The sequence below is a fragment of the Rhodoferax sp. genome, assembly GCF_013297935.1.
In the GTDB taxonomy this organism is placed as follows: domain Bacteria; phylum Pseudomonadota; class Gammaproteobacteria; order Burkholderiales; family Burkholderiaceae_C; genus Allorhodoferax.
In genome coordinates, this window is sequence record NZ_JAAFIX010000006.1 from 227,459 (window position 1) to 248,802 (window position 21,344).

23 protein-coding genes are annotated in these 21,344 nt (G+C 61.2%); 17 read left to right on the forward strand and 6 right to left on the reverse strand.

The window, feature by feature from the left end:
* Positions 1–118: 118 nt before the first annotated feature.
* Both QZW03_RS11070 and QZW03_RS11075 read right to left on the reverse strand, forming a co-directional pair.
* A complete protein-coding gene (locus tag QZW03_RS11070; protein ID WP_296510083.1) occupies positions 119–1,858 on the reverse strand; it encodes a GMC family oxidoreductase N-terminal domain-containing protein in 1,740 nt (579 codons plus the stop codon).
* A 53-nt stretch (positions 1,859–1,911) separates the two neighbouring features.
* A complete protein-coding gene (locus tag QZW03_RS11075) occupies positions 1,912–2,697 on the reverse strand; it encodes an enoyl-CoA hydratase/isomerase family protein (protein WP_296510057.1) in 786 nt (261 codons plus the stop codon).
* A gap of 68 nt (positions 2,698–2,765) precedes the next feature.
* Between QZW03_RS11075 and QZW03_RS11080 the strand changes: the two genes are divergently transcribed.
* From QZW03_RS11080 to QZW03_RS11100, 5 genes are read left to right on the forward strand one after another with little or no spacing between them, the layout of a single operon-like run.
* Positions 2,766–3,935 carry an ABC transporter permease gene (locus QZW03_RS11080; RefSeq protein WP_296510058.1) on the forward strand — a complete coding sequence of 390 codons (1,170 nt, stop codon included), beginning with the start codon at positions 2,766–2,768 and terminating at the stop codon, positions 3,933–3,935.
* The gene (locus QZW03_RS11085) at positions 3,932–4,729 is read left to right on the forward strand and encodes an ATP-binding cassette domain-containing protein (RefSeq protein ID WP_296510059.1); all 798 of its coding nucleotides are present in this window, start codon (positions 3,932–3,934) and stop codon (positions 4,727–4,729) included. Before QZW03_RS11080 ends, QZW03_RS11085 begins: the two co-directional genes overlap by 4 nt.
* An 11-nt stretch (positions 4,730–4,740) precedes the next feature.
* Entirely contained in the window at positions 4,741–5,739 is a 999-nt protein-coding gene (locus QZW03_RS11090) for an MlaD family protein (RefSeq protein ID WP_296510060.1), read from the forward strand.
* A 22-nt stretch (positions 5,740–5,761) separates the two neighbouring features.
* Positions 5,762–6,427 (forward strand): ABC-type transport auxiliary lipoprotein family protein, encoded by a 666-nt coding sequence (locus tag QZW03_RS11095; RefSeq protein WP_296510061.1) that lies wholly within the window; start codon positions 5,762–5,764, stop codon positions 6,425–6,427.
* A 16-nt stretch (positions 6,428–6,443) separates the two neighbouring features.
* Complete coding sequence (locus QZW03_RS11100) at positions 6,444–7,094, forward strand: LON peptidase substrate-binding domain-containing protein (RefSeq protein ID WP_296510062.1); 651 nt, start codon at positions 6,444–6,446, stop codon at positions 7,092–7,094.
* Positions 7,095–7,110: 16 nt separating this feature from the next.
* Here QZW03_RS11100 and QZW03_RS11105 read toward each other — a convergent pair whose 3' ends face one another.
* Complete coding sequence (locus tag QZW03_RS11105; RefSeq protein ID WP_296510063.1) at positions 7,111–7,746, reverse strand: MarC family protein; 636 nt, start codon at positions 7,744–7,746, stop codon at positions 7,111–7,113.
* A gap of 139 nt (positions 7,747–7,885) precedes the next feature.
* Between QZW03_RS11105 and QZW03_RS11110 the strand changes: the two genes are divergently transcribed.
* Positions 7,886–8,770 (forward strand): amidohydrolase family protein, encoded by an 885-nt coding sequence (locus QZW03_RS11110; protein ID WP_296510084.1) that lies wholly within the window; start codon positions 7,886–7,888, stop codon positions 8,768–8,770.
* 21 nt (positions 8,771–8,791) lie between these two features.
* Here the strand turns inward: QZW03_RS11110 and QZW03_RS11115 are convergent, their stop codons facing one another.
* A complete protein-coding gene (locus QZW03_RS11115) occupies positions 8,792–9,538 on the reverse strand; it encodes an SDR family oxidoreductase (protein ID WP_296510064.1) in 747 nt (248 codons plus the stop codon).
* 164 nt (positions 9,539–9,702) lie between these two features.
* Between QZW03_RS11115 and QZW03_RS11120 the strand changes: the two genes are divergently transcribed.
* On the forward strand, positions 9,703–10,617 hold the full coding sequence (locus QZW03_RS11120) for a Bug family tripartite tricarboxylate transporter substrate binding protein (RefSeq protein WP_296510085.1): 915 nt from the start codon (positions 9,703–9,705) through the stop codon (positions 10,615–10,617).
* A gap of 29 nt (positions 10,618–10,646) precedes the next feature.
* Positions 10,647–11,330 carry a dienelactone hydrolase family protein gene (locus tag QZW03_RS11125; RefSeq protein WP_296510065.1) on the forward strand — a complete coding sequence of 228 codons (684 nt, stop codon included), beginning with the start codon at positions 10,647–10,649 and terminating at the stop codon, positions 11,328–11,330.
* A gap of 31 nt (positions 11,331–11,361) precedes the next feature.
* On the opposite strand, the gene QZW03_RS11130 is transcribed toward QZW03_RS11125, so the two are convergent.
* Both QZW03_RS11130 and hemB read right to left on the reverse strand, forming a co-directional pair.
* Positions 11,362–12,480, reverse strand: a complete 1,119-nt coding sequence (locus QZW03_RS11130; RefSeq protein WP_296510066.1) for a magnesium transporter CorA family protein — start codon at positions 12,478–12,480, stop codon at positions 11,362–11,364.
* 69 nt (positions 12,481–12,549) lie between these two features.
* Positions 12,550–13,563 carry a porphobilinogen synthase gene (gene hemB / locus QZW03_RS11135; RefSeq protein ID WP_296510067.1) on the reverse strand — a complete coding sequence of 338 codons (1,014 nt, stop codon included), beginning with the start codon at positions 13,561–13,563 and terminating at the stop codon, positions 12,550–12,552.
* A 269-nt stretch (positions 13,564–13,832) separates the two neighbouring features.
* Here hemB and QZW03_RS11140 point away from each other — a divergent pair, with 269 nt between their 5' ends.
* From QZW03_RS11140 to QZW03_RS11180, 9 genes are all read left to right on the forward strand, one after another.
* Positions 13,833–14,261: a CopD family protein gene (locus tag QZW03_RS11140; RefSeq protein ID WP_296510068.1), complete on the forward strand. Its 429-nt coding sequence runs from the start codon at positions 13,833–13,835 to the stop codon at positions 14,259–14,261.
* A 13-nt stretch (positions 14,262–14,274) separates the two neighbouring features.
* Positions 14,275–15,369, forward strand: a complete 1,095-nt coding sequence (locus QZW03_RS11145) for a VanZ family protein (RefSeq protein ID WP_296510069.1) — start codon at positions 14,275–14,277, stop codon at positions 15,367–15,369.
* Between the two features lie 9 nt (positions 15,370–15,378).
* Entirely contained in the window at positions 15,379–15,729 is a 351-nt protein-coding gene (locus tag QZW03_RS11150) for a (2Fe-2S) ferredoxin domain-containing protein (RefSeq protein ID WP_296510070.1), read from the forward strand.
* Positions 15,730–15,792: 63 nt separating this feature from the next.
* The gene (locus QZW03_RS11155) at positions 15,793–16,425 is read left to right on the forward strand and encodes an alpha/beta hydrolase (RefSeq protein ID WP_296510071.1); all 633 of its coding nucleotides are present in this window, start codon (positions 15,793–15,795) and stop codon (positions 16,423–16,425) included.
* 66 nt (positions 16,426–16,491) lie between these two features.
* Positions 16,492–17,676, forward strand: coding sequence for a D-alanyl-D-alanine carboxypeptidase family protein (locus QZW03_RS11160; RefSeq protein ID WP_296510072.1), 1,185 nt, complete (start codon positions 16,492–16,494; stop codon positions 17,674–17,676).
* Positions 17,677–17,789: 113 nt separating this feature from the next.
* Positions 17,790–18,167 (forward strand): 30S ribosomal protein S12, encoded by a 378-nt coding sequence (rpsL, locus tag QZW03_RS11165; RefSeq protein ID WP_011466063.1) that lies wholly within the window; start codon positions 17,790–17,792, stop codon positions 18,165–18,167.
* Positions 18,168–18,330: 163 nt separating this feature from the next.
* On the forward strand, positions 18,331–18,804 hold the full coding sequence (gene rpsG / locus QZW03_RS11170; RefSeq protein WP_087495494.1) for a 30S ribosomal protein S7: 474 nt from the start codon (positions 18,331–18,333) through the stop codon (positions 18,802–18,804).
* 146 nt (positions 18,805–18,950) lie between these two features.
* Positions 18,951–21,053: an elongation factor G gene (gene fusA / locus QZW03_RS11175; protein WP_296510073.1), complete on the forward strand. Its 2,103-nt coding sequence runs from the start codon at positions 18,951–18,953 to the stop codon at positions 21,051–21,053.
* A 110-nt stretch (positions 21,054–21,163) separates the two neighbouring features.
* The coding region (locus QZW03_RS11180; RefSeq protein ID WP_296510074.1) for a GTP-binding protein at positions 21,164–21,344 on the forward strand (181 nt) is incomplete at its 3' end.

The following is a 21,344-nucleotide window of genomic DNA, read 5'->3' on the forward strand; positions in this document are numbered from 1 at the left end:
AGCCGTCTCCTCGGCGTCGTTTCATGCCCGGCCTTGTGGGCCTCGCAGTTGCTGTTCGGTTCAGCGTTGGCATGAAATGTAGCCGTCCCGACGGGCTGGCGGCATCAGGACAAACCCTCTATTGCCGTGGGGTCGCATCTTCTGCAATCCACTGGGCTGCTTTCTCCGCAATCATCAAGGTGGGGGAGTTGGTATTTCCGCTGGTGATGAGCGGCATGACGCCTGCATCCACGACCCGCAAGCCCGATACACCGCGCACCTTCAGCCGGCTGTCGACCACCGCCATCGGATCGTGGTCAGGGCCGTCGACCCGCCCCATTTTGGTGGTGCCCACCGGATGGAAGATGGTGGTGGCAATATCACCCGCGAGTTGTGCCAGCTCGGCATCGCTCTGGAATTGGATACCGGGCTTGTATTCCTCGGGCTGGTATTTTTGCAAGGCCGGTTGGGCCACGATACGCCGGGTGACCCGCAGGGAGTCGGCGGCCACCTGGCGGTCCTCGTCAGTGCTGAGGTAGTTGGGCGCGATCCGTGGCGCGGCGGCAAAGTCGGGGGACTGTATCTCGACGGTGCCGCGGCTGGTGGGGTTCAGGTTGCACACACTGGCGGTGAACGCATTGAAGGTGTGCAGTGGCTCCCCGAACGCCTCCAGGCTGAGTGGCTGCACGTGGTACTCCAGGTTCGGATGCGGCATGTCCGGCCGGCTGCGGGTGAAGGCGCCGAGTTGACTGGGTGCCATGCTCATGGGGCCGCTGCGTTTGAGCGCGTATTCCAAACCGATTTTGGCCTTGCCCCAGAGGCTGTTGGCCTGGGTGTTGAGCGTGGTGGTGTTCTTGACCTTGAACACCGCACGAATCTGCAGGTGGTCCTGCAGATTAGCGCCCACCCCCGGGGTGTCTTGCAGCACGGGTACACCGTGTTGTTGCAGCAGTGCGGCCGGGCCGATGCCCGAATGCTGCAGGATGCGCGGCGACGCAATGGCGCCGGCACACAAGATCACCTCGGCGCGAGCGGTCGCCACGACCATCTCGCTTCCGTTCCACACCTCGACCCCGGTGCAGCGCAGCGGAGCGCCACTGGAGCCCTCTGCAGATGCGGGTTCCAGCACGAGTTTGGCGACCTGTGCCGAAGTCCACAGCTCAAAGTTGGGGCGGCCGTAACACATGGGGCGCAAAAAGGCCTTGGCGGTATTCCAGCGCCAGCCGGCTTTTTGATTCACCTCGAAATAGCCGACCCCTTCGTTGTCGCCGCGGTTGAAGTCGTCGGTCGCAGGAATGCCGGCTTGTTGCGCTGCCTGGGCAAAGGCATCGAGCACGTCCCAGCGTAAGCGCTGCTTCTCTACCCGCCACTCGCCGCCTGCCTGGTGGTGCCGGAGCACCTTGCCGTAGTCGGTGGTGTTGTTCTTGAGCAGTGCCGAGGGGGTTCCTTTGGCGCCATGCAGGGCGTTGGCACCCGCGTGGTGGTCTTCATGCAGTTTGAAGTAGGGCAGGCTGTTGTCCCAGTTCCAGTGGGCGTCGGCGGTGAGCTGTGCCCACTGGTCATAGTCGCGCGCCTGTCCCCGCATGTAAATCATGCCGTTGATGCTGCTGCAGCCGCCCAAGGTCTTGCCCCGGGGGTAGCGCAGGCTGCGTCCATTCAGGCCGGCCTCCGCAGCGGTCTGGTACAGCCAATCGGTGCGGGGGTTGCCAATGCAATACAGGTAGCCCACGGGGATGTGAATCCAGTGGTAATCGTCTTTGCGGCCGGCTTCGATCAGCAAGACCCGCTTGGAGGCATTGGCGCTCAGGCGGTTGGCGAGCAGGCAGCCCGCGGTTCCTGCGCCGATGATGATGTAGTCGAAGGTGGTGTCGTTGTTCATGGCTGTGTCGGTGGTCTTGGGCGTTGCGCCCGGGGCGGCATGGAGGGGCCGGCTCACGTGCCGGTCCAGTTCGGCTTGCGTTTCTCCTGGAAGGCCTTCTGGCCTTCACGGGCGTCATCGGTCAGGCTGAACAGCGCGATCTGACTCTCGGTAAAGGCCATGGACTCCTCAAAGGCCATGGTCTCTACCGACTTCATGGTGTAGAGCCCTCTGCGGATAGCCGCGGGCGACTTGTCCAGAATCCGGTCCAGCAGCCATTGGAGCTTGGCATCCACATCGTCATCTACGTGGTTTACCAGCCCGTAGGTCAAGGCCTGTGCGCTGGTAATCGGTTCGCCGGTGATACACATCTCAGCCAGCACCCGACGCGGCACAAGGTGCTGCAATACCGTGAGCACCTGTGCCGGAAACACGCCGACTTTGACCTCCGGCAGCCCGAAGGTGGCGTGTGTGGCGGCCACCGCCATGTCACACATGGATAAAAGCCCCATGCCACCGGCCAGACAAAAACCATTCACCCGCGCAATCAGCGGAATATGGCTGGCGCGCGCCGCACGCAAGAGCTGTGCGAGGTGCGCATGGGGTTGCGAAAAATCGCCGGTGAATACCTTGGAGGCCTGTAAGTCCGCCCCCGAGCAAAAGGCCTTGGGCCCTGCGCCGGTCAGCACAATGGCGCGTATGCCCGCTTGGTGCTGGGCGTCGTGGATCGCCTTGGCCAAGCCGGCAATCACACCATGGCTCATGGCGTTGCGGCGCTCCTCGCGCTGGATGGTGAGCCACAAAACAGCGTCGCGCCGCTCTATGCCCAACTCAGGGGTCAGGCTTTCGTTTTCTTGCATGGTTCGTTTGTCTCCTGCAGGTATTTTGCTTGCTTTGCTACGGGGGTGTCCGGATCTGAGCGGGTACCATGCGCACCTTAGCCACTCAGAGTACCCGATCCGTGGAGGATACCCAGCCCGCACTCAGCATCACCCAGGACCCCGACGGTCTGCGTGTCACTTTGCGCGGCCACTGGACGGCGGATGCCCTCTCGGCTCCGGCGGCATGGCAAGCGCTCGAAGCCCAATGGCAGCGCGCCCGCCCCACCGCCGAGGCGGCCCCCGACGTGGTGTGGGATGTACGCCCCGCCCAGCGCATGGACCACACCGGCGCCCAAGCCCTCTGGAACTTCTGGCAACGCCATTGGCCCAAGCGGCTCGAAGCGGGGCCTGTGCAACAGGCCTTGCTGGACCGGGTGGCCCGCTTTTCTGTGCCGCCCCCGCCGGCAGACCGTAGGGATTGGCATGCCTTGCTCATGGCACTGGGCCGCCGCTTGGCAGGCATTCAGTCCCACCTGGGTGGGCTGCTGCGCATGACGGGGCAACTTCTGTTGGACAGTGTGCAGTTGGCGCGCCACCCCTTGCAAGGCCCTTGGCGCGATGTGTCGGGCCACCTCTACCGCATCGGGGCCACCGCCTTGCCCATCACGGCACTGGTCGGTTTTCTGATCGGGGTGGTGTTGGCGTACCTGATGTCCAAGCAGCTGCGGCAATACGGAGCCGACAGCTTTATCGTCAATATTCTGGGCATGTCCCTCATCCGGGAGCTCGGACCGGTGCTGGCTGCCATTTTGGTGGCGGGCCGCTCGGGCTCCGCCATCACGGCCCAAATCGGTGTGATGCGGGTCACCGAGGAGCTGGATGCCATGCGCGTCATGGGTATTCCTAAAGGCTTCCGCCTGGTCATGCCCCGCACGCTGGCGATGGCGGTGGCCATGCCTTTGGTGGCGGTATGGACCACGCTGGCCGCCTTGCTCGGCGGCATGCTGGCCTCTGACCTCAGCATGGGGCTCACACCGGCTTACTTTCTGTCGGCCCTGCCCAAAACAGTGGAGATTGCCAACCTCTGGTTGGCGCTGGGCAAGTCGTGTGTGTTTGGCGTCTTGATAGCACTCATTGCCTGCCACCACGGCCTGCGCGTTAAGCCCGATACCCAGAGCCTGGGGGAGGGCACCACCGCCTCGGTCGTGAGCTCCATCACCATGGTGATACTGGTGGATGCGCTGTTTGCGGTTGTTTTTAAATCGGTGGGCCTATGAGCGACGCTGCCAACCCCATGGTGCACATCGACAAACTGTGGTCGGTCTTCAAAACGCCGGGTGGCCCCACCGTGATCCATCAGGACTTGGACCTGACGGTGGAGCAAGGCGAGTTGCTCTCGATCGTGGGCGGCTCCGGCAGCGGCAAAACCGTGTTGCTGCGGCAGATGCTCGGCCTGGAAACGCCCGCCCGGGGCTCGGTCACCGTGCAGGGCCGGCCTGCCGCCGAGCTGGGGCGTGCGGGAGCGTCGAGCCGGGTGGGCATGTTGTTCCAGCACGGGGCCTTGTTCTCCGCGTTCACGGTGTTGGAAAACATTGCCTTCCCGCTGCGCGAGCGCGGTACGCTGCCTCCGTCGCTGGTGCGTGATGTCGCCATGGTCAAGTTGCAGATGGTGGGGCTGGACCCCGCCCAGGCGCACAAAATGCCCTCTGACTTGTCCGGCGGCATGATCAAGCGGGTGGCGCTGGCCCGGGCCCTGACCATGGACCCGCCTTTGCTGCTTTTGGATGAGCCCACTGCCGGCCTCGACCCCGACAGTGCGGACGCGTTTTGCGCGCTGCTGCAAAGCCTGCACCAGGAGTTGGGGCTGACCGTCGTGATGGTGACGCATGATCTGGATACTATTTTCGAACTCAGTACACGGATCGCCGTGGTGGCCGACAAGCGGGTGGTGCTGAACGCCGCACCGCCGGAGGTGGTGGCTTTTGAGCACCCGTTTGTGCAGGATTTTTTCAGGGGTGGACGCGGGCGCCGTGCGCAGGCGCTCTTGCATTCGCCCTCCAATGCAGGTTAGATCGACAAGGTATGGAAAACAAATCTCACGCCCTGGCTGCCGGGGTTTTTGTGGTGGCGCTTCTGGCCATGCTGACCGGCTTGGCTTTGTGGCTGACCCGCGACACTACCGAGCAGCGTATCTATGAAATATCGAGCGCCGAAGGCGTCACCGGCCTGCAGCCCCAGGCAGCCGTGCGCTACAAGGGCGTGCTCGTCGGGCGGGTGACTAGCATCGCGCTCGACCCGCAGCAGCGCGGCAATGTGTTGCTGCGCATCGCTGTGAACGAGGCAGCGCCTATTACCCGCACCACCTTTGCGGCGCTGGGTTTTCAGGGCGTGACCGGCCTGGCATTCGTGCAGCTGGATGACAAAGACGAGGGCAGCCCCGCGCTGGTGGCAGAGGGTGACAACGCCCCCCGCATTCCCATGCGTGCCAGCATGGTGTCGCGGCTGAGCGAGCAGGGGGGCAATTTGCTCACCCAGCTGGAGCAAGCCAGCATCCGCATGAACGGACTGTTGGCCAACGACAACCAGAAACAGCTCATGGGCGCGATCAGCAACCTGAGCGATGCCGCCGCCAACATCAGCGCCCTGACCAAACGGGCCGACCAGGTGCTGGGTGCCGACGGCACCCCCGCGGCCATGAACCTGCCCCATATGGTGGCCCAGGCGGATGCCACGCTCAAGAGCATTCAGGTCACGACCGAGCGGCTGGGTGCCAGTGCCGACGCGGTCCGCAACTCCGCCACCGAGTTCCAGCGCACCTCGAAGCGCATGAGCGACCCCGGTGGCACGCTCGACAAAATCGGGCAGAGCACCGATGCGCTGGCGAGCACCAGCCGCCAAATCCAGATTCAGCTCTTGCCACGACTGAACCGCACGGTCGAAGACACCGGCCGCACGGCCCGCCAGGTCGGCCGCGCTGTGGAGGGGCTGAATGACAACCCGCAAAGCGTGTTGTTCGGGCGAACTGCGGGCCAGCCCGGCCCCGGCGAGCCCGGTTTCGTGGTGCCGGCCACGGCGCCTTGATGTTTTTGATGATGAGTTTGCTATGAATAAAAGAGCTACTGGCGCATATTCCATAAGGGCTAGAGCCTGTTTTGGCTTGTTTTTGGTGGCCCTGCTGGCCGCTTGCTCTGCGCCGCGGGGCGTGACCACGGCCGTCTACGACTTCGGCCCGGGCGCGGTAGAGCCGCGACCGCAGAACCGCATGGCGCCATTGCCCCTGTTGGTCATGGCCGACGTGCAGGCCCCCATTGCGCTCGAAGGGGCGGCGGTGCTGTATCGCCTGAATTACGCCGACGCGCAGGTCCTGCGGCCCTACAACCAAGCTCGCTGGAGCATGCCTCCGGCCTTGCTCTTGCGCCAACAACTGCGTGGCGCGCTGAGTGCGCAGCGACCGCTGCTCAATGCGAATGAAGGGGTTCCCAGTCCGGCCGGTGCCTTGGTCTTGCGCCTGGAGCTGGAAGAGTTCAGCCAGCTGTTTGACAGCCCCGAGGTCAGCCGCGGCGTCGTGCGGATGCGGGCCACGCTGCTGCAAGCGGGTCCGGCGGGCGAGAGCCTGGTGGCCCAGCGTACGCTGGTGAGCAGCAGCCCGGCCCCCACGCCAGACGCGCCGGGCGGCGTGCGGGCCCTGACGGTGGCAGCCCAAGCCGCCATCACACAGCTCGACGATTGGGTGCAGCAAACGCAGGCCTCGTTGCCCGCCAAACCCTGACCCAAGGAGCCCTGCCGTGGCAGACCTTCTCACCTTGCAGTCCCTGCCCTTGTTTCCCCTGAACACGGTGCTCTATCCCGGGGGGAGTCTGCAGTTGCAGATCTTCGAGGTCCGCTACCTGGACCTCATCGGCCGTTGCCATAAAACCGGCGCCCCGTTTGGCGTGGTGTCGCTCACCCAGGGGCAGGAGGTGCGCAGCCCCGAGCCGTCGGGTGAGGGGTTTGCGAACGAGGCCTTCGTCGACATCGGGACCTTGGCGACGGTGGCCGAGTTTTCGGCGCCGCAGGCCGGTCTGATGGTGGTGCGCTGTACCGCCGGTGAGCGGTTTCGCATCACCCGGCGCGAACGCCTCAAGCACGGCCTGTGGGTGGCGGATGTACAAGGCCTGCCCGCCGACCGCGCAGTGCCCGTGCCGGACGATTTAAAGGCGGTTGCCCAAGCGCTTGAATCTTTGCTGGACAGCCTGCGCGAGCGCCATGGCGCAGCCCAACTACCGGTGCAGGCCCCTTACCGGTTTGACGACTGCGCCTGGGTGGCCAACCGCTGGTGCGAGTTGCTGCAGCTTCCCCCCGAACTCCGGCAGGGCCTGATGCAACTCGACAATCCCTTGCTTCGTTTGGAGTTGGTGGGCGACTTTCTCAACCGCCACGGCATCGCGGGCGTTTGAGCTCGCCGGGGCTGGCCTAACGCCCACCCAGTACCGGAAAGAGCTTGGTCAGCCCGTCGCTCATGACCTCAACCGCCAAGGCCGCCAGAATCAGGCCCATCAGACGGGTCATGACGTTGATACCGGTTTTGCCGAGAATGCGCGCAATCGGTTGGGCGAGCGAAAAGCACAGGGCCGTGGCCAATGCGACCACCACGCCATAGCCGACCAAGGTGCCGAGTTGAAAAAACGTCTTGGCCTTGTCCGCGTAAATCACCACGGTCGACATGCTGGCCGGGCCGGTGAGCAATGGAATGGTGAGTGGAACGACCGCAATGCTGGCGCCCATGGCGGCTTTCTCTGCGCCGTCCTGCAGTTCGTGGCTGCTAGGCTTGGCTTCGGCGGGCTGCGCGTTCAGCATATTCAGGGCACTGGTGAGCAGCAACATGCCGCCACCCACTTGAAAGCTGGCCAGCGAGATGCCGAAGAACTCCAAAATCTGCAGGCCCAGCAAGGCGCTGATGGCAATCACCACAAACGCACTGAACGAAGACACCCAGATGGTGTTGCGCCGCTGCTCACTCGAAAACCCTTGGGTGTAGTGAATGAAAAATGGCACGATCGCCAGCGGATTCACGATAGCCAGCAGGGTCACCAGAGGTTTGAGGTCCATAGCACGTTCCGGTTGGGGGTTGCCGATAGCGGCAGAGGCACGCATGGTAATGCACCCTGACGGTGCGCGCATCGGGAAAAACTGCTACACCCACCCTTGAGTTTTTGAAGGAGCAATCACCATGCAGCACCGGGTTTTGATGGGCGCGATCGCAGGAGTGCTCTGGCTTTCGCAAGTGCAAGCGGCCGACTATGCGGGCCCTCTGTTTGACGCCCACCTGCACTACAACATCGAGGCCCAGCAAGCCCATCCGCTGGAGGACGTGCTGGGCCGCATGCAGCGCAGCGGGGTGCGGGCGGTGCTGGCCAACTCCCGCCCCAACGACGGTACCCGGACCTTGGCGCAAGCAGCCGGGCAGACCCGGGCCGCGGGCGTGACGGTGGTTCCCCTGGTGCGCCTGTACCGGGACCGGGCCGACTACGACAACTGGTTCCGGGACCCGACCATCGCCACTATGGTCGATACCGAGCTGGCCCGGGGCACTGCGTCCAGCCCTTACCGGGGGCTGGGCGAGTTTCACCTCTACGACAGTGCCAATGCCCGTGGCCCCGTAGCGGTGCAGCTGATGGCACGGGCCGAGCGTGAGGGGCTCGTGGTGCTGGCCCATGTGGATGACGTGGCCATCGACGGCTTGCTGCAGGCCACACCCTCGGCCGGCCAGCGCAGCCGCCTGATCTGGGCCCACACCGGTATCAGCGGCGTACCGGTGGCGCGGGTGCGTGATGTGCTGCGCCAGTACCCCGGCTTGGTGGGCGAGCTGTCGTACCGCCCCGGCCTGCTGTGCCCGGCCGATAGCCGACCTGCGCTTTGCCCTGAGTGGCGGGCCTTGTTGCTGGAGTTCCCCGACCGGTTTGTGATCGGCTCGGACACCTGGATCAATCCACGGTGGCAGTACTACGAGGCACTGATGGCGGAATACCGTGCTTGGCTGGGGGACTTGCCACCCGCGGTCGCCCGGAAAATTGCCTGGGGCAATGCCGCAGCGCTCTTCGGCCTGCCGGCCGATCCGCCGCCGCACCGGTGAGAGGGTGAGGGGCGGTGCCTGTCAGCGCCCGCCGGCGACGTCCAGGAGCGTGCCGGTGGTGTAGCTGGACTGCTCGCCGAGTAGCCACAGAATGCTGGCGGCCACTTCCTCGGCGCGGCCGGGGCGCTGCATAGGCACCTGAGGGGCGAGTTGCCGGGCCCGGTCGGGTTGGCCCCCGGAGGCGTGGATTTCCGTATCAATAATGCCCGGCCGCACTGCATTCACCCGGATGCCTTCGGCCGCCACTTCCCGCGCCAGTCCGATGGTGAAGCTGTCTATGGCCCCCTTGCTGGCCGCGTAATCCACATACTGGCCCGGGGAGCCCAAGGTGGCGGCCACACTGGACAGGTTCACGATGCCACCCCCCTGACCCCCGTAGCGGGTGCTCATGCGGCGCACGGCTTCGCGCGCGCACAACATGCTGCCCAGCACATTGGTGTTGAGCATGCGTCGCATCCTGTCGGCACTCATGTCGGCCACTCTGCAGGTCTGGTCCACCACCCCGGCGTTGTTCACCAGCGCACTGATGCGGCCGAGCTTGGCATCGACTTTGGCAAACATGGCCAGCACCTGGGCTTCCTCGGCCACGTCTGCTTGCACCGTGATGGCGGTGCCGCCTTGCTGGCGGATCCGGCGCAACACGTCGTCGGCAGCCACAGAGTTGTGGGTGTAGTTGATGGCGACGGCATAGCCTGCCTCCGCCGCGGCCAAGGCGGTAGCCGCGCCGATACCGCGGGAACCGCCGGTGATGAGAATGATGGATTGCATGGTGCCCATCGTAAGGCGATGGCCGGTTTTTGGCTTACGCTTGCAGCTCAGGGCCGCGATAGCGGTGTGCACTCGACAAACTGGAGGTTTTCATGGTGAATTGGATGGCAGGAATGCGCCGCGCTGCGGCTCTCGGAACCCGCGTGGCGGTGGTCTCGGCGCTTATGGTGGCTGCAGCACAAGCGCAGACCGGTGCGGTGCGCATTCTGGTCGGCTTTCCTGCCGGAGGAGGAACCGATGCGATTGCCCGGACCCTCGCAGACAAGCTCAAGGACCAGCTCGGTGTGCCGGTGGTCGTTGAAAACAAAGCCGGCGCCGGTGGTCAGATTGCAGCGCAGACGCTCAAGGCTGCTGCGCCGGATGGCAACACCGTGTTTTTGAGCCATGACCACACCATCTCCATTCTCCCGCAGGTGGTCAAGAACCCCGGTTTCGATCCCGCCAAAGACTTTGTGCCGGTGGCCGGCTTTGCCACGTTTGTGAACGCCCTGGCGGTGTCGGGTGGCACGCCCGCCAAGACTACGGCGGAATACATGGCTTGGGTCCGCAGCCAGGGCGGCAAGGGCACCCTGGGCGTGCCGGCGCCTGCATCGACTCCCGAGTTTCTGGTGAAAGTACTGGGTGAGAAATACAAGCTCGACCTGTTGGCCGCTCCTTACCGCGGCAGTGCGCCCATGATGGCCGACATGCTGGGCAACCAGATCGCCGCCGGCGTGGGCTCGGTGCCGGACTTTATCGAGAACCACAAGGCCGGCAAAATCCGCATCGTGGCGGTGCTGGGCGGCAGCCGACAGGCCATCCTGCCCGATGTGCCGACCTTCAGCGAGTTGGGTCTGGCCGGCTTGGAAGATATGCCGTACTACGGACTGTTCGCGCCGGCAGGCACCCCCAAAGCTGCGATCGACAAGCTCTCTGACGCGCTGGCCAAGGTGCTGGCGCAACCGGAAGTGAAAGACCACCTCACTGCCATGGGCCTGACGGTGGGCTTTATGAACCAGCAACAACTGGCCAAGCGCGAGCAGGCGTACACCCAGGTGTGGGCCAAGCTCATCAAGGCCAGTGGCTTTCAGGCACAGTAAGCCAGCGCTTGAAAGGTCAGGACATATTTATGGGCACCACCATCACTCTCACCGCTGCGGACGGCAAGGCGATTCCTGCCTATGTGGCTGAACCGGACGGCGCGCCCTGGGGCGCCATCGTGTTGTTGCAGGAGATTTTCGGCGTCAATGCCCACATCCGGGCAGTGGCCGACCGCTATGCCGAAGACGGCTATCTGGTCGTGGCCCCTGCCACGTTTGAGCGGGTGCAGTCGGGCGTGGAGTTGGGTTATTCCAAGGACGACATTGCGATCGGTGCCGCGCTGAAGGCGCAGGTTGAAGCACTGCCCGCCCCGGGCGTGATGCAAGATGTGCAGGCCGCAGTGGACTACGCAGCCCGCGCCGGCAAGGTGGCCGTCATGGGCTACTGCTGGGGCGGTTGGCTCAGTTGGCGTGCGGCGGAGCAGGTCCGGGGTCTTGCGGCTGCCGTGCCCTATTACGGTGGCGGCATGACCACGCCTGTCGAGTCGGTGCGGGTCCCGGCGTGCCCGGTGCTGGCGCATTTCGGTGAGCAGGACCATGCCATTCCTATCGAGACAGTGCATGCGTTTGCGCAGGCCCAGCCCGGAGTGACCCTGCACATCTACCCGGCCCAGCACGGCTTCAATTGCGACCACCGCGGTGCCTACCATGAGGAGGCGGCGTCTCTGGCGCGGCAGCGCACACTGGCGTTTTTAAATACGCACGTGGGCTGAGTTTTTCCGGGGGGCAGTGGCCCACCCGGGCTTACCGGGTGGTGCGTGCGAGGTAGCGTTTGCGCCAGAACACGAGCGCCAAGGTGGACGCAGTCAGCGCCATGCCCCCCAGGGTCCACCAGAAACCGCTTTGCTGATGCAGCAAAGGGATGAAGTCAAAGTTCATGCCGAAGACCGCTGCAATCAGGTTCAGGGGAAGAAAGATGGCGGTGAGCACCGTGAGTGTGCGCATGATGTCGTTGGTCCGACTGCCCTGCACACTAAAGTGCATTTGCACGGCTGTTTCCACACTCTGCTCAAGCCGCCGCACATGGTGGACCACGCGCTCAATGTGCTCCAACACGTCGCGGCTGCGCACCTCCAGCAGTTCCCGCTCCCGCGCGTCGGCGGGGCTGGCCGGGTCAGGCCAGGTTTTGATGGCTTCGATCCAGTCTTGAATGCTGGAGCGCTGCTCTTCACACACATCATCGAGTTGGTGCAAGGTCATTCGGGCTTCCAGCAGGGCATTCCAGTTGCTAAAGCGGGTGCGGGGATTCAGCAACTCACTCTGCCAGTGGTCCAGTTGCTGGGTGAGTTCCCGGCGCAGTGCCAGGTAGCCGTCCACCATGGAGTTGACGATGCGCAGCATCAAGTCTGCCGGACTCGTCGGCAGGCGCGCTCCGGCGGCACGGGACTCGTTGCTGGCGGTTTGCAGTAGCTTGTCGGCGTAGGCGTCGCGCACTGCGCAGTCGTCCGGGTGCACCGTGAGCAACACACGGTCAAATACCGCAAAACCCACCGGGCTGGTATCAATACGCCGCAGAATGGGCGGGCCGCTGACCCGTGCCCCCCGTTCCGTCGCGGGTGCATTCAGGGGCGGGGTGGCAGACAGGCTGGCTGCCAATCGACGGAATACCAACAGGTCGTACTGGGAGGTGTAGTCGTAGTGCGAAGGGAGGTGCTTGTTGATCAGATCGGAGATGTGCAGGTCCACCAGCTGTTCGCCGCATAAAGCTTGCAGTGCCGATTGGACCCGGGCCTGCTCGGCTTCAAACTCGGGGCGGCCACAGGCAATCCACACATAGCCCGGAGCCGCGAGATCGGAGGCGCCAAGCGCTTCCAGATGGGCGCTCTCGCGGACGTGACCCGTATCAATATGGAAGATGCGCATTGCGTTTTAGTATAAAAAGTGCCCTGAGCCCTTGAGATATATGCGCAGGGCGCTCTTCTTTTTGTAGCGCTAGGCGCGGAGTGCTTTGGCGGCCTCAATGGCGAAATAGGTCAGGATGCCATCTGCGCCGGCTCGCTTAAATGCCAACAGGCTCTCGAGCATGACTGCATCGTGGTCCAGCCAACCGTTGCCGGCGGCTGCTTTGAGCATCGCATATTCGCCACTGACCTGGTAGGCGAAAGTCGGGACCCTGAATTCATCTTTGACGCGACGCACCACATCCAGGTAAGGCATGCCCGGCTTCACCATCACCATGTCGGCGCCTTCGGCGATATCCATGGCGACTTCGCGGAGTGCTTCGTCGCTATTGGCGGGGTCCATCTGGTAGGTTTTCTTGTTTCCTTTGCCGAGGTTGCCGGCGGACCCTACTGCGTCGCGGAAAGGGCCATAAAACGCACTGGCGTATTTCGCGCTGTACGCCATGATGCGGGTGTGGGTGAGCTTTTCTGCCTCCAGGGCCGCCCGGATGGCGCCAATGCGGCCGTCCATCATGTCGCTGGGGGCCACGATGTCTACCCCCGCCCGCGCCTGGGTTAGCGACTGCTGCACCAGCTGCGCGGTGGTTTCTTCATTGAGGATGTAGCCGTTTTCTTCCGCACGGGTGTCGGGAATGCCGTCCTGGCCGTGGGTGGTGAAGGGGTCCAAGGCCACATCGGTCATGACCCCCAGCTCGGGAAACTCTTTTTTCAAGGCCCGCACGACGCGGGGCACCAGTCCCTCCGGGTTCAGGGCTTCGGCTCCGTCATAGGTTTTCAGCGAGGCGTCGACCACTGGGAACAATGCCATCACCGGGATGCCCAGCTTCACGCACTCTTCGGCGACCGGCAGCAATAAATCCAAGCTGAGCCGCTCTACGCCGGGCATGGAAGCGATTGGCACGCGCTGTGCTTGTCCATCGACAACAAAGACCGGGTAGATCAGGTCATGGGCGGTCAAGGCATTTTCACGCACCAGGTTCCGGGTGAAGCTGTCTCGACGCAGGCGACGCGGACGTCCTGCAGGGAAGGGGGCATAAGGGGTCATGCCCAAAATTGTGCCCCAAAAGCAAGGGTCGGCACCGCCTGACCACTTGATCAAGTCGCTAATTACCTTAGCGCGGTGTGGGGCTATTCCTAAAAACAGCTTGTCACGACTTCGCAACATTGTTAAATTCGACCTCGGGTAGCTTGCTATCCCCCGCTTTTCCTCCCTGAGCGGGGCCTTGATGTGTGACAGCAAAAAAGGCTTACCACCCCAGCCGTGTGCTGGGGTTTTTTTTGCCTGCTGCAAAGTCAGGCCGCTACACTTTGACCATGCTCTGGATCAAAGCTTTCCATATCGTTTTCATCGCCAGCTGGTTTGCCGGCCTGTTTTACCTCCCGCGGATTTTCGTGAACTTGGCGATGGTGCCCTCTGGCTCCGATGCCGAGCGCGCCCGTTTGCTACTGATGGCACGGAAGTTATTGCGATTCACAACTTTGTTGGCGGTGCCCGCGGTGGGGCTCGGCTTGTACCTATGGCTGGTCTACGGCATCGGGCGCGGCCCCGGTAGTGGGTGGATGCATGCCAAGTTGGTGCTGGTGCTGTTAGTGCTGGGCTACCACCACGGGTGCGCTGTGCTGCTGCGCAAGCTCGAGGCAGGAGTGAGTCACCGCAGCCATGTATTTTTTCGCTGGTTCAATGAAATTCCGGTGCTACTGCTCACCGCAATCGTGGTGTTGGTGGTGGTGAAGCCTTTCTGATCAGCGCTCTGCCATGCACAAATCCACCGCATGGCCTCTTGCAGCGCTCTATGCCGCGCTGGTGACCTATGCCAGTTTGTTCCCCTTTGTCGAGTGGCGCGACCAGGGAATTTCCAGTTGGGCCTTTTTGCTGGCGCCTCCCCCGAGGTATTGGACAGGCTTTGACGTGGCCATCAATATTGCAGGCTATGTACCGCTCGGCGGGCTGGTGGTGCTGGGGGCATTGCGCTCCGGATGGCGGCGTAGTTCGGTTTGGCTTGCACCGCTGGGCGTGATGCTGCTGTCGCTGCTGATGGAGGCACTGCAAAGTTATTTGCCCTTGCGGGTTCCTTCCCGCGAGGATTTTTTGTTGAATTCACTCGGGGCCGGCTGCGGGGCGATCCTGGCCTTTGTGCTGGAGAGGGCTGGCGTGATCGACCATTGGAACCGGGTGCGCAGCCGGTGGTTCGTGCCACAGTCGCGCGGTGGCATTGTCTTGCTCTCCACCTGGCCTTTGGGCTTGCTGTTTCCTTCTTCTGTGCCCTTGGGGCTGGGGCAGGTTGTGAGCAAGGTGCAGGACCAGCTCCATGCTGCGCTGGCGGACTCGGAATTCGATGGCTGGCTGCCGGCTCCCGCGAACGAATGGCCTGTGCTGGCCCCCGGCACTGAGTTGCTGTGTGTTGCGTTGGGCCTGTTGATTCCCTGTCTGCTCGGGTTTTGTATTGTGCGAGCGCGGTGGCGACGCATGGTCGTGGTGGTGGTGACAACGGGCTCCGCCGTGTTGGCGACTACCCTGTCGGCCGCCTTGAGTTGGGGGCCGGTCCACGCTTGGGCGTGGCTGGATGTGCCCGCACAGATGGGGGTGATGACCGGCGCCGTAATTGCGGTTTTGTTCGTGTTTTCCTCCTGGCGTGCCAGCGCTGCGGTCGCACTGTTGGCGTTGGGTATTTATTTAAGTCTGCTCAATCAAGCGCCTGAAAGCCCCTATTTCGCCCAAACCCTGCAGCTTTGGGAGCAGGGCCGGTTCATCCGGTTCAATGGGTTGGCGCAATGGGTCGGATGGCTCTGGCCGTACGCAGCGGCCTTTTATCTTTTGGGGCAAATCGCGCGCAGAGAAACGAAAACCTAAAATCGCCCCATGACCGATTCCACCACTCCCGATACTTCCTATTACGAACGCCATATTTTCTTTTGCCTCAATGAGCGGAAGAATGGTGAAGACAGCTGCGCGCACCACAACGCGCAACAAGGGTTTGACACCTGCAAACAGCTTGTCAAGGAGGCCGGTCTGGCCGGGCCAGGCAAAGTGCGTGTGAACAAAGCCGGTTGCCTGGACCGCTGCGCTGGCGGGCCTGTAGCCGTTGTCTATCCGGAGGCTGTCTGGTATTCGTTTGTAGATAGTGAAGACATTCAAGAAATCGTGGAGTCTCATTTGAAAAACGGCAAGGTAGTCGAGCGTTTGCTGACGCCTGCGCATCTGGGGCGTTGAGATGTCGCAGCCCAGTCGGGCGCTTATTGCATCTGGGCGACGCACTATAAAAACCATAGCAGCATGAATTCTTCTACTCAAAAATTCCAGATAACGGGTCCGGTCGGCTTGCTGGAGGGCCTCATGGATGAGCCTCAGGGGCAGCCGGGAGGTACCGAGCGTGGAACGGTGGTTCTGGCGCACCCCCATCCATTGTTTGGTGGAACCATGGATAACAAAGTGGTGCAGACACTCGCCCGCGCCTTTGTACAGAGCGGGTGGCGCGCCGTCCGGTTTAACTTTCGCGGCGTAGGCGCAAGCGAAGGTACGTATGACCACGGAACCGGTGAGTTGCAGGACTTGCTGGCCGTGGTGCAGCATGTCGCGCCGACGGGGCCGCTGGCTTTGGCGGGTTTTTCATTCGGCGCATTTGTCACCAGCCATGCCTTAACTGCTTTGGTGGAGCGAAATCCGGAAAAAGTGGTTCTTGTCGGGACTGCGGCAAGCCGTTTTTCGGTGGCGCCGGTGTCGACGGAGTTCCACGACAGAACTTTGGTGCTGCACGGAGAGGAAGACGACACCGTGCCGCTTTCTGATGTGATGAACTGGGCCCGCCCCCAAAGCCTACCGGTGACGGTGGTACCCGGCGGAGGGCATTTCTTTCATGGACAATTGCCCTTGCTCCGCAATATTGTTGCCCGCCACCTGCGCGGCTGATGCAAAGCCGGTGCTGCCGGGGCTTCCCCGCGCACCTAGATTTCAATTCCCCACCCTGACTGAACTATGAAACTATTGATTGCCTCCTTCTTGGCGGCGCTGAGCTTTACCGTGGCTGCAGAGGCGCCACGCCCGCCAGAGGTCGCCGCACGGGCTTATTTGTTGCTCGACGTCACGACGAACCAGATACTGGCCTCAAAAGACCTCGACATGCCGGTGGAGCCGGCGTCATTGACCAAGCTGATGACCGCCTACTTGGTGTTTGATGCCCTGCGCTCCAAGAAGATCGACCTGAAGCAAACCTTTCCCGTCAGCGAGCGGGCCTGGAAAATGCCGGGTTCCCGCATGTTCATTGATCCCAAGATGCAAGTGCCCGTGGAAGATCTTGTTAAAGGCATGATCGTACAAAGCGGAAACGATGCCACCATGGCATTGGCAGAAGGTGTGGGCGGCTCCTTGGAGCGGTTTGTCCAGATGATGAACGAGCAAGCCAAGGTGCTTGGCATGAAAAATACGGGATACAAAAACCCGGAGGGATTGACGGAAGCGGGGCATGTAACCACTGCCAGAGATTTAAGTATTCTTGCGACGCGGCTGATGAGCGACTTCCCCGCTTATGTCCATTTCTACGCCATCAAAAAATACCGCTATCCCGGTACTCCTGCCGCCAATGACAGCAATCGCAATTTGTTGCTGTTCCGGGATCCGACGGTGGATGGGCTGAAAACCGGTCACACGGATGCGGCAGGATATTGCCTCGTGGCGACTGCAAAGCGTGACTTTCCCGCGCTGATCACCGCCGGTGCGCCAGCGGGCTCTCCTGCTGCGACCGGGGGGCGCCGCTTGTTGACAGTTGTTTTGGGAGCCGAGAGCGAGAACGCACGCGCCAACGAGTCGCAGAAGTTGCTCAATTGGGGTTACACGGCCTACGAGGCGGTTAAGTTGTATGACGCAGGTGCGGCTGTTGTGGCTCCCAAGGTGTGGAAGGGGGCAGACTCTTCAGTCAAAGTCGGGCGCCCTCAGGGGGTGATTGTTTCGGTACCTGCGGGCACTGGCGCGCAATTGAAAACGGAAGTGGTGCGCAATGAGCCATTGATCGCGCCCATCGCGAAAGGCCAAGTGCTGGCGACTCTCAAGGTGCGCGCTGGAGAGCAGGTGGTCGCAGAAGTGCCTCTGGTTGCCCTGGATGGTGTCGAGCAAGCGGGAGTTATTGGCCGCGCTTGGGATGCCGTGCGCCTCTGGATTCGCTGAGTGCGAGTAACAGTTTGCGCGTAAACCCTTGTTCTGCTACATTAGAAGGCTTTTCGGAATTTCCGAAGGGATTCACGTTTTCGTAATATTCAAACGTTTAGGGACGTTTTTCAATGCCAACCATTAACCAACTCGTGCGTCAAGGCCGTGAGGTCGAGACCATCAAGTCGAAGAGCCCTGCTATGCAGAACTCTCCGCAGCGCCGCGGTGTTTGCACTCGTGTGTACACCACTACGCCTAAAAAACCTAACTCCGCTCTGCGTAAAGTTGCCAAAGTGCGCTTGACCAACGGTTTTGAGGTGATTTCTTACATCGGCGGTGAAGGCCACAACTTGCAGGAACACAGCGTAGTGCTGGTTCGCGGCGGTCGTGTCAAGGATTTGCCAGGTGTGCGTTACCACATCGTTCGCGGTTCGCTGGACTTGCAAGGCGTGAAAGATCGCAAGCAATCCCGCTCCAAGTACGGTGCAAAGAAGCCTAAGGCTAAATAAGCCCTGTAGGTCTGTGATTTTCGGTGCTGTTCCCCGCGTGGCGCGGAGATACAGCGAAGTGACCCGAAGCCCGGAATTGTCCGTGTGGGTCGAGTAAGTGGGGGTTTTAGATAACTCTCGCGGTGTCTGAAAAGATGCCAACTGAAGCAATATGAGGTGAAATATGCCACGTCGTCGCGAAGTCCCTAAACGTGAAATCCTGCCGGATCCTAAGTTCGGCAACGTAGAGCTGTCCAAATTCATGAACGTGATCATGGAAGGCGGCAAAAAAGCGGTTGCAGAGCGCATCATTTACGGCGCGCTGGAGCTGATCGCTAAGAAGCACCCCGATAAGGATGCTCTGGAAGCGTTCACCGTCGCTATCAACAACGTCAAGCCCATGGTGGAAGTGAAGTCCCGCCGCGTGGGTGGTGCTAACTACCAAGTGCCAGTTGAAGTGCGTCCTGTCCGTCGCTTGGCTTTGTCCATGCGCTGGATCAAGGAAGCTGCCCGCAAGCGTGGCGAGAAGTCTATGGCTCAGCGCCTGGCCAACGAAATGTTGGAAGCCACTGAAGGCCGTGGCGGCGCCATGAAGAAGCGTGATGAAGTGCACCGTATGGCTGAAGCCAACAAGGCCTTCTCTCACTTCCGTTTCTAAGCAACGGAAATCGCGGCTTTCAGAGCTTGGTAGGTCCGGGCGGCGCATTGGCGCTGTCATGTGGGCTGGCCATACTCTGAAAGTCGTTTGTCTTGCTGCATGTAGCAGCAGACCCCCTCAAGAATTTGATCAACCAAGGATCCATCATGGCTCGCACTACCCCCATTGAGCGGTACCGCAACATCGGTATTTCTGCGCACATTGACGCTGGCAAAACTACCACGACCGAGCGTATTCTTTTCTATACCGGCGTGAACCACAAAATCGGCGAAGTGCACGATGGCGCGGCCACGATGGACTGGATGGAGCAAGAGCAAGAGCGTGGTATCACCATCACCTCCGCTGCTACAACTTGCTTCTGGAAGGGTATGGATACGTCCTTCCCTGAGCACCGCATCAACATCATTGACACCCCCGGACACGTTGACTTCACGATTGAAGTGGAGCGTTCGATGCGTGTTCTGGACGGCGCTTGTATGGTTTACTGTGCCGTGGGTGGCGTGCAGCCCCAGTCTGAAACCGTGTGGCGTCAGGCAAACAAATACAAAGTGCCACGTTTGGCCTTCGTGAACAAGATGGACCGTACCGGTGCCAATTTCTTCAAGGTCGTCGACCAGATGAAATTGCGCTTGAAGGCCAGCCCTGTGCCAATCGTCATTCCAATCGGTGCTGAAGAGAACTTCACTGGTGTGGTCGATCTGCGCAAGATGAAGGCCATCATCTGGGACGAAGCGTCTCAAGGTATGAAGTTCACCTTCGAAGATATTCCGGCAGATCTGGTTGCAACCGCTAATGAGTGGCGCGAAAAGATGGTCGAAGCGGCTGCAGAAGCCTCTGAAGACCTGATGAACAAGTACCTCGAAGAAGGCGAATTGACCGAAGAGGAAATCACCGCCGGTCTGCGTGCTCGCACCATCGCTGGTGAGATCCAGCCTATGTTGTGCGGTACTGCGTTCAAGAACAAGGGTGTTCAGCGCATGTTGGATGCCGTGATTGAGCTGATGCCTTCTCCTTTGGACGTGAAGGCGATCAAGGGCTTCGACGAAGACGAAAAAGAAGTTACCCGCAAGGCGGACGACAACGAGAAGTTTGCAGCGTTGGCGTTCAAGTTGATGACCGATCCGTTTGTGGGTCAGTTGACTTTCGTTCGTGTGTACTCTGGCGTGCTGAAAAAAGGCGACACCGTTTACAACGCTGTGCGTGGCAAGAAAGAGCGTATCGGTCGTATCGTGCAGATGCACGCTAACAACCGCGAAGAAGTGGATGAAATCCGCGCCGGCGATATCGCTGCTTGCGTGGGCCTGAAGGATGTGACCACCGGTGAAACCCTGTGCGATCCCGCAGCTGTGATCACTTTGGAGCGTATGGTGTTCCCTGACTCCGTGATCCGCCAGGCTGTTGAGCCAAAGACCAAGGCTGACCAAGAAAAAATGGGTATCGCTCTGAGCCGCTTGGCTGCAGAAGACCCATCTTTCCGTGTGCAGACGGACGAAGAATCCGGTCAGACCATCATTGGTGGTCAGGGTGAATTGCACTTGGAAATTATTGTTGACCGCATGAAGCGCGAATTCGGTGTGGAAGCCAACGTGGGCAAGCCCCAAGTGGCCTACCGCGAAACTATCCGCAAGAGCGTGTCCGATGTCGAAGGTAAGTTCGTGCGTCAGTCCGGTGGTAAGGGTCAATACGGTCACGTTGTGTTTACCGTAGAGCCCAACGAAGCGGGCAAGGGCTTTGAATTCGTCGACGCTATCAAGGGTGGTGTGGTTCCTCGCGAGTACATCCCCGCGGTCGAAAAGGGTGTGATTGAAGCCCTGACACAAGGTGTCATGGCAGGCTACCCTGTGGTTGACGTGAAGGTCACTTTGACATTCGGTTCTTACCACGATGTTGACTCGAACGAAAATGCATTCAAGATGGCCGCTATCTTCGGTTTCAAGGAAGGTTGCCGTAAAGCCAACCCCGTGATTCTGGAGCCTATGATGGCCGTGGAAGTGGAGACTCCTGAAGACTACGCCGGTAACGTGATGGGCGACTTGTCCTCGCGCCGCGGTATGGTGCAAGGTATGGACGACATGGTTGGCGGTGGCAAAGCGATCAAAGCTGAAGTGCCATTGTCCGAAATGTTCGGCTACTCCACATCGCTGCGTTCGATGTCGCAAGGCCGTGCCACCTACACCATGGAATTCAAGCACTACGCGGAAGCCCCGCGCAACGTGTCTGAAGCCATCATGGCAGCGCGCGCTAAGTAATTTTTTGTTGTCTGCGACGGTGTGCCGCCCTGTTCCCGTGCGGGGCGAACTAGCAACATCGTGCAGACGTAAAACCAACACACGGGATTAGCTCTTTGGAGAATTGAAAAATGGGTAAAGAAAAATTCACACGTACCAAGCCACACGTCAACGTGGGCACCATTGGTCACGTTGACCACGGCAAGACCACACTGACAGCAGCGATCACCACCGTGCTGGCAGCCAAGTTCGGCGGATCCGCCAAGGCCTACGACCAGATCGACGCAGCGCCTGAAGAAAAAGCACGCGGTA

Bases quoted from the DNA above. Each gene is read 5' to 3' on its own strand.
- QZW03_RS11070 (WP_296510083.1), bottom strand. From the start codon at position 1,858: ATGAACAACGACACCACCTTCGACTACATCATCATCGGCGCAGGAACC.
- QZW03_RS11075 (WP_296510057.1), bottom strand. From the start codon at position 2,697: ATGCAAGAAAACGAAAGCCTGACCCCTGAGTTGGGCATAGAGCGGCGC.
- QZW03_RS11080 (WP_296510058.1), top strand. From the start codon at position 2,766: ATGCGCACCTTAGCCACTCAGAGTACCCGATCCGTGGAGGATACCCAG.
- QZW03_RS11085 (WP_296510059.1), top strand. From the start codon at position 3,932: ATGAGCGACGCTGCCAACCCCATGGTGCACATCGACAAACTGTGGTCG.
- QZW03_RS11090 (WP_296510060.1), top strand. From the start codon at position 4,741: ATGGAAAACAAATCTCACGCCCTGGCTGCCGGGGTTTTTGTGGTGGCG.
- QZW03_RS11095 (WP_296510061.1), top strand. From the start codon at position 5,762: ATGAATAAAAGAGCTACTGGCGCATATTCCATAAGGGCTAGAGCCTGT.
- QZW03_RS11105 (WP_296510063.1), bottom strand. From the start codon at position 7,746: ATGGACCTCAAACCTCTGGTGACCCTGCTGGCTATCGTGAATCCGCTG.
- QZW03_RS11110 (WP_296510084.1), top strand. From the start codon at position 7,886: ATGGGCGCGATCGCAGGAGTGCTCTGGCTTTCGCAAGTGCAAGCGGCC.
- QZW03_RS11115 (WP_296510064.1), bottom strand. From the start codon at position 9,538: ATGCAATCCATCATTCTCATCACCGGCGGTTCCCGCGGTATCGGCGCG.
- QZW03_RS11120 (WP_296510085.1), top strand. From the start codon at position 9,703: ATGGTGGCTGCAGCACAAGCGCAGACCGGTGCGGTGCGCATTCTGGTC.
- QZW03_RS11125 (WP_296510065.1), top strand. From the start codon at position 10,647: ATGGGCACCACCATCACTCTCACCGCTGCGGACGGCAAGGCGATTCCT.
- QZW03_RS11130 (WP_296510066.1), bottom strand. From the start codon at position 12,480: ATGCGCATCTTCCATATTGATACGGGTCACGTCCGCGAGAGCGCCCAT.
- hemB (WP_296510067.1), bottom strand. From the start codon at position 13,563: ATGACCCCTTATGCCCCCTTCCCTGCAGGACGTCCGCGTCGCCTGCGT.
- QZW03_RS11140 (WP_296510068.1), top strand. From the start codon at position 13,833: ATGCTCTGGATCAAAGCTTTCCATATCGTTTTCATCGCCAGCTGGTTT.
- QZW03_RS11145 (WP_296510069.1), top strand. From the start codon at position 14,275: ATGCACAAATCCACCGCATGGCCTCTTGCAGCGCTCTATGCCGCGCTG.
- QZW03_RS11150 (WP_296510070.1), top strand. From the start codon at position 15,379: ATGACCGATTCCACCACTCCCGATACTTCCTATTACGAACGCCATATT.
- QZW03_RS11155 (WP_296510071.1), top strand. From the start codon at position 15,793: ATGAATTCTTCTACTCAAAAATTCCAGATAACGGGTCCGGTCGGCTTG.
- QZW03_RS11160 (WP_296510072.1), top strand. From the start codon at position 16,492: ATGAAACTATTGATTGCCTCCTTCTTGGCGGCGCTGAGCTTTACCGTG.
- rpsL (WP_011466063.1), top strand. From the start codon at position 17,790: ATGCCAACCATTAACCAACTCGTGCGTCAAGGCCGTGAGGTCGAGACC.
- rpsG (WP_087495494.1), top strand. From the start codon at position 18,331: ATGCCACGTCGTCGCGAAGTCCCTAAACGTGAAATCCTGCCGGATCCT.
- fusA (WP_296510073.1), top strand. From the start codon at position 18,951: ATGGCTCGCACTACCCCCATTGAGCGGTACCGCAACATCGGTATTTCT.